Consider the following 5,859-nt stretch of genomic DNA (forward strand, 5'->3'; position numbering starts at 1 on the left):
CTGCATCAGAACCCTCTAAACTGTGGGTGCCTACGACAGTATTGCAACGGATGGACAGTAGTTGCGATCGTCAACTTCACCTGATTAATTCCTTGGTAGAAGCTAATGAGGTGGAAATGTGGGGAGTTACGCTTCAACCACAAGTGATGGCTGTAAATACCCTGCTGAAGGAATTAGCCGATACTTGGGAGCCTATCTTGCCCGACTATCAGGCTAGCTTAGATTGTCAGCTTTCCTCTGATGCGCCGCTGGTCAAAGCTGACCCCAGTCAAATTTGGCGAGTGCTAGAAAATTTGTTGGCAAATGCCCTCAAACACAATCCACCAGGGGTTCATGTCACCTTAACAACCGCGATCGCCACTACTCCAGGCTATGTGCGCTGTGCCGTAGCTGACGATGGTGTTGGCATTGACCCCAGCCAAACTGCTAGCCTGTTTGAGCGCTATCGTCGGGGCACATCCATATCGCGGGTGCGGGGCCTGGGGTTAGGATTGTATCTCTGTCGGCAAATTGTGATAGCCCATGGTGGTGAAATTGGTGTGGAAACTAGTCTTGGTCATGGTGCAGAGTTCTGGTTTACGTTACCGATCGCTGGTTGAATAAGTAATGCCCTCAGATGGTGACAACCTCGCACTATGACTACCAATGATGATCTTGACCAATTCCTCAGCCAGTTTCAGTGGTCTGGCATCAAGTTAGGGTTAGCACGAGTTAAACGGCTGTTAGCAGATCTTGGCAATCCTCACCAACAGGTGCCAATCATTCATGTAGCCGGTACTAACGGCAAGGGGTCAGTCTGTGCCTATCTCTCTAGCATTCTGATAGCCGCAGGTTATCGAGTAGGGCGCTATACATCGCCCCATTTAGTGAGTTGGTGTGAGCGTATTTGTGTGAACAATACTGCCATTGCCCCAGAGCAGTTCCTGGCAGTGCTGCATCAAATCAAATCAGTCGTCATGTCTGAGGATGACCCCCCTAGCCAATTTGAGATGGTTACCGCTGCTGCCTGGTTATATTTTGTGCACCAAGGAGTGGATGTTGCTGTGGTGGAGGTAGGCTTAGGGGGACGCTTGGATGCTACTAATGTTTGCGATCGTCCCCTAGTGAGTGTAATTACTTCCATCAGCCGAGATCACGCCCACATTTTGGGGAACACCCTAGCTGCGATCGCTACAGAAAAAGCTGGCATTCTTAAACCACATTGTCCTGCGGTCATTGCTCCCCAAGCGCCTGATGTCGAAGCTGTTCTGCGTCAACGGCTAGCCGAGTTAGATTGTCCTGCTTGGTTTCCCTGGGATCAAGCCTCTGGCTTTAGGTTTCGGGTGACTGAGCAACAACCCCATGGCTGTTGGGTGACCTGTCAATTTCCCGCCAGTCCTGGGACTAGCAATAGCCATGACCATCACACTACTGCTGACGTTACCTTTCCCCTTGTGTTGCCGGGGTCGGTGCAACTAATCAACTCAGCCTTGGCGATCGCTGCCATTTATGTGCTACGGCAGCAGGGATGGCACGTTGATAATACAGCAATTGTCCAGGGTATGGCTACAACCTCGTGGCCAGGACGATTGCAATGGACGACTTATCACGGGCATCCTCTCTTACTAGACGGTGCCCACAACCCTGCTGGAATGGTAGCACTCCGCCAGTATGTAGATAGTGACCTGGGGTGGCAGCCAGCAGCCATCCATTGGGTAGTAGGCATGATGAAGCGCAAAGAGCACCACGATATGCTGCAAGCACTACTCAGAGCTGGCGATCGCCTTTACCTTGTCCCTGTTCCTGACGCTGGTACGGCTGACCCCACGGAATTGGTAACGCTGGCACACCAACTCTGCCCAGGTCTTCACCATGGCCAAGCCTATGCTGATGTATTTGCTGCCCTTGACCTAGCCTGCGCAACTGCCCAGCAAAACCCATCCAGTTTGGTCGTGCTCTGTGGCTCGCTCTATCTGTTAGGGCACTTTTTACGCCATAGCGATCGCTAAGCTAACACATAACCCCGTGATAACCCCTTGGTTCACAGTGTGGCCTTAAATTCGACCACAAGGTATTTGTAGCCGTAGCAAGGAGAATATATATTAGGAGGACTTTGGTAAAGCTATGTGAAGCACATAACTAAGAACTGATCTATGAACTTGGTTTTCACTGTGTCCCTTGAATAATTTTGCGATAAGCTGTCAGCTATCTTTTATTCATTCCACATGACCTCAGTTGGAGGTTGCCTATGGCAATCATTGCCCTGAAAGCTTGGTACTTGGAACATTACGAGCCGATCGCAGACCTAGAACAGCGTCCCTATGACCTACGCCTGAGTAAGAATAGCTTGCTCAAGTCGGGGCTGCGTGCTGATTTTCTCGACGATAGTGCTGATGTGAAGCAAAGTGCCTGGTTTCAGCGGTACCTAGAAGGAGAGACTGTGGAGTTTTACATCGAGGGCAGTGGGGGCTACAGCATTGCCAATATTGATCTCAGCAGCCATGAGATTTATTTCACCAAGCGGGATGTTATGGCTAACCTAGAGCCAACAATTTTTCTCTGTTATCAGACAGATTATCCAGAATCTAGCGCCATACTCCGATCGGAGTTGGAACAAATTCTAGATGACCTCAATACCAGATCTCGCCTACTCCTCACCCTAGAAGAATCCCATCGCCTTACTGATGCTCCTATCCGACTCAACAGCACCCTGATGCGAAAAATCCGCCAGAGTCTCCTGTTCATTGCAGATGGCACGCCTATCACCCTGTTTGAGGGCGATCCCCCCCAAATTATCCCAAGCCCCAAGGTCTGTGTAGAAGTGGGTTACGCCTTGCAATGCAAGCGAGCAGAGCAACTATTGCTCGTCCAGCAAGAGCGATCGGACATTCCTGGACAGTTCCCCTTTGACCTACCTAGTCATAGTCGTGTTGTGTTTAAGACCGCCAAAGAGTTGCACCGTCAACTTCCTCAACTTGTAGAAGCCCAATTGCAACGTTTTAACCTATTCTCCTAATCAACCGTAAGGACTAGTTGCTCAGATGACTATGTTGAAGACCCTTAGCCAGCTTGATTACCTATTGCGCGAAACCCTGCTCGGCCTCCGGCGTGGTGGATGGATGAATTGGGCGGCTGTCAGCACGGTTACTGTGCTGCTATTTCTGTTTGGGCTGGGACTCCAGGCTTCTTGGCAAATAGATGGGTTACTAGGACGCTTTGGCAGCCAGTTAGAGGTTTCTGTGTACTTAGACAGTGGTGTGCAAGCAAAGGTGCTGGTTCCGCTAGTCAACAATATACCTGGGGTAGTAGGCGTTACCACTACCTCTAAGGAAGAGGCCTGGAAAGCCCTGGTGAAAGATTTGGGCATGGCAGATATTCAGGGTGCTACTCAGCAGTTAAATGGCAATCCCTTGGTAGATGAGATGCGGGTAAAAGCCACTGACTCGCAACAAGTGCCACAGATTGCTGATCGGCTGCGCCAACTGCCCGGTGTTAACCACGTGCAATATGTTGATGAAGCTGTCCAGAAAATTGGAGAGTTGAAACAAGGCCTGACATGGCTTGGTACAGTAGTGACAATTGTACTGACCATGACAGCAATTGCCGTAATCACTACCACTATTCGCTTGATCGTTGTTGCTCGTCGCCGCGAAATTGAAATTATGCAACTTGTTGGTGCCACCCGCGATTGGATTTACCTCCCCTTTGTTGTGCAGGGCATGGTATTTGGAATTGTAGGTGGATTTCTAGCATGGGGAATGCTAGAGAGCTTGGGCTATGGCCTGAGTAAAACGCTTATCCAACAGCCTCAATTCATTCGCTTTCTGGCAGAGGGACTAGCTCTGAGCGATCGCGATCGCGTGCTTTTACCCCTGGTTCTACTGGGCTTTGGAGCCAGCGTTGGCTTAGCTGGCAGTCTATTGGCAGTACGTCGCTTTGCCCGCAGCTAGTCACTCGATAGCGCAGCTCTCACCCTAGCCCTCTCCTAACAGCTATCCATTCTGGAAATCTCCCTGAAAGTCTTTCCAAGAGACGATTGCAATTTTGCACTATCCGAACCTCAAGAATGGCAAAGGTTTAGGAGGATGTGCTTTTGTGACAATTTCTGAAAGCCTGGCCATGACTCGCTCTCCACTGTTGGGGGTTAATGAAAAGCTAAAGCTCCTATCTGACCAGGGTCTTAGCATGTTTTGCATAATGAATAGCAACTTGTGGGAGGGATTTGGGGTGAGGGCAAACGTGACATACACCCCTCCCAGCTCTGTCTTGGGTTGGAAATCGACTCACTCTGTAGGAATGTGACACTTAGTAAACAGAACCCAATCATTCCACGATCGTGAATCTATTTCGTTAGATAGGAAATGAAGCAAGGGATGAAACCACTGGCAAATATCCCTAAAGCTCACTAGTGATTCCAGCTAGTTCTGATGTCAATTTCTAAGATTAGAAAACCACAGAATTACTGCTGGCTGCGTCTCTAGACTGAGCTGATGTGGATTTCATGTCTGTTTCTTCCCATGCTTTTCCTGACTCAATGTTGATCATTTCATGCCTACTGACCTGTGAATAGTAGGGCAATTTGATCGGAGTTTTAACCACCATTCAACCCTAGGAGGAAACTAGTATGAATAAATACTTCCAGTCAATCGCAACCATTTCTGTATTGTCAGTTGCAGCAGCTATGTCTATCGTCTCCGCTAGTGCTGTGTCAGCTCAAGAGGTCAGCACCAGTGCCAAGGGTCTGCAAGGTAGCTATGTCGGCGCAGGCATTTCTGCTGGAGTTACCAGTGGTGGACAAGGCAATGATGGCGCTGCCTTTGGTGGCAATGTCCAAGGTCGTTATGCCTTTTCTGAAGCACCTGTTTCTCTGCGCGGTGCCGTGCTGTTTACTGACAAGAGTGTGGCTCTGATGCCGATCGTCACCTATGACCTGCCAGTCGCCCCAAAAACCAACCTGTATGCTGGAGGTGGTTATTCCTTTGTGACTAACCAAAATGCCGCAACTCCCCTAGGTAATCAGAATGCTGTTGTGCTTACCGCTGGCGTAGAATCAGAGATCGCCCGGAATGTTGTTGCCTACGGCGATGTCAAGTATGGCATCAACGCCTTTAAGGGCAGCAATGCCTCTGCTGCTAGCATCCAAGTTGGTGTAGGCTATCGGTTCTAGGGGCTAGTAACTGGGTGTCAGGTCAACTGCTAATGTTCTGACACCCAAAGCTAGGCTTTAGCCAGGAGGCCACTGCATCTGCCGTCCACCCAGGATGTGCAGATGTAAGTGGTAAACCGTCTGCCCACCATCGGGGCCGCAGTTAATCACAACACGATAGCCATTGGCGAGTCCTTCCTGCTCAGCCACACGCTTTACGGTTAACAGCAGGTGTCCCATAAGGGCATGATCCTTGGACTCAACATCAGCTAGCTTGGCGATCGGTTCCTTGGGAATCACCAAAATATGCACAGGGGCTTGGGGCTGGATGTCGCGAAATGCCAAACAGAGATTGTCTTCATACACAATATCCGCAGGAATCTCACGGCGGATAATTTTACTAAAAATGGTTTCAGTGCTGTTACTCATCAGCGTCACGTTCGCATTAGGTTCACCCATAACTATGGCATGAGTTGGGGTACGATGCCTTCTCGAAAATGGATTTTGACCAGGTGCTGAAAAGACACCAGTGCCTGCTGATGGCGCTCCCCCACCACCCATGGGCGTTGTTTCCTGCAAGAGGAGTTACGGGCTAGAGAGGCATGGTTTCAGGTACCACACCAAAACGCACCCTGATCACTCACGATCACATCTGCAACTGGTCTGAGGATAACGCTAGATTGCGCAACGAGAAGCCTCACCTTCTGGATCGACGAATCAGTGCTGGAGAAGTG

At 49.9% G+C, this 5,859-nt stretch carries 6 protein-coding genes; 5 read left to right on the forward strand and 1 reads right to left on the reverse strand.

Annotated features, from left to right (window positions below; translation table 11 throughout):
- The 5 genes from NZ772_12350 to NZ772_12370 all read left to right on the forward strand — a co-directional run.
- Nucleotides 1–599, forward strand: a 599-nt coding sequence (locus tag NZ772_12350) for a HAMP domain-containing histidine kinase (protein ID MCS6814340.1), incomplete at its 5' end; no start/stop codon positions are given.
- Between the two features lie 36 nt (nt 600–635).
- The gene (locus NZ772_12355) at nt 636–1,988 is read left to right on the forward strand and encodes a bifunctional folylpolyglutamate synthase/dihydrofolate synthase (protein ID MCS6814341.1); all 1,353 of its coding nucleotides are present in this window, start codon (nt 636–638) and stop codon (nt 1,986–1,988) included.
- A 239-nt stretch (nt 1,989–2,227) separates the two neighbouring features.
- Entirely contained in the window at nt 2,228–2,995 is a 768-nt protein-coding gene (locus tag NZ772_12360; GenBank protein MCS6814342.1) for a hypothetical protein, read from the forward strand.
- A gap of 31 nt (nt 2,996–3,026) precedes the next feature.
- Complete coding sequence (locus NZ772_12365; protein ID MCS6814343.1) at nt 3,027–3,929, forward strand: ABC transporter permease; 903 nt, start codon at nt 3,027–3,029, stop codon at nt 3,927–3,929.
- Nucleotides 3,930–4,603: 674 nt separating this feature from the next.
- Nucleotides 4,604–5,146: a porin family protein gene (locus NZ772_12370; protein MCS6814344.1), complete on the forward strand. Its 543-nt coding sequence runs from the start codon at nt 4,604–4,606 to the stop codon at nt 5,144–5,146.
- A 57-nt stretch (nt 5,147–5,203) separates the two neighbouring features.
- Here the strand turns inward: NZ772_12370 and NZ772_12375 are convergent, their stop codons facing one another.
- Nucleotides 5,204–5,554: a histidine triad nucleotide-binding protein gene (locus NZ772_12375; GenBank protein ID MCS6814345.1), complete on the reverse strand. Its 351-nt coding sequence runs from the start codon at nt 5,552–5,554 to the stop codon at nt 5,204–5,206.
- Nucleotides 5,555–5,859 lie beyond the last annotated feature (305 nt).

This window comes from Cyanobacteriota bacterium (assembly GCA_025054735.1).
Lineage (GTDB): Bacteria > Cyanobacteriota > Cyanobacteriia > SKYG9 > SKYG9 > SKYG9.

What these genes read in the sequence shown, in the direction of transcription:
- NZ772_12375 (MCS6814345.1), bottom strand. Translation starts at nt 5,554, where the DNA reads ATGAGTAACAGCACTGAAACCATTTTTAGTAAAATTATCCGCCGTGAG.
- NZ772_12365 (MCS6814343.1), top strand. Translation starts at nt 3,027, where the DNA reads ATGTTGAAGACCCTTAGCCAGCTTGATTACCTATTGCGCGAAACCCTG.
- NZ772_12355 (MCS6814341.1), top strand. Translation starts at nt 636, where the DNA reads ATGACTACCAATGATGATCTTGACCAATTCCTCAGCCAGTTTCAGTGG.
- NZ772_12370 (MCS6814344.1), top strand. Translation starts at nt 4,604, where the DNA reads ATGAATAAATACTTCCAGTCAATCGCAACCATTTCTGTATTGTCAGTT.
- NZ772_12360 (MCS6814342.1), top strand. Translation starts at nt 2,228, where the DNA reads ATGGCAATCATTGCCCTGAAAGCTTGGTACTTGGAACATTACGAGCCG.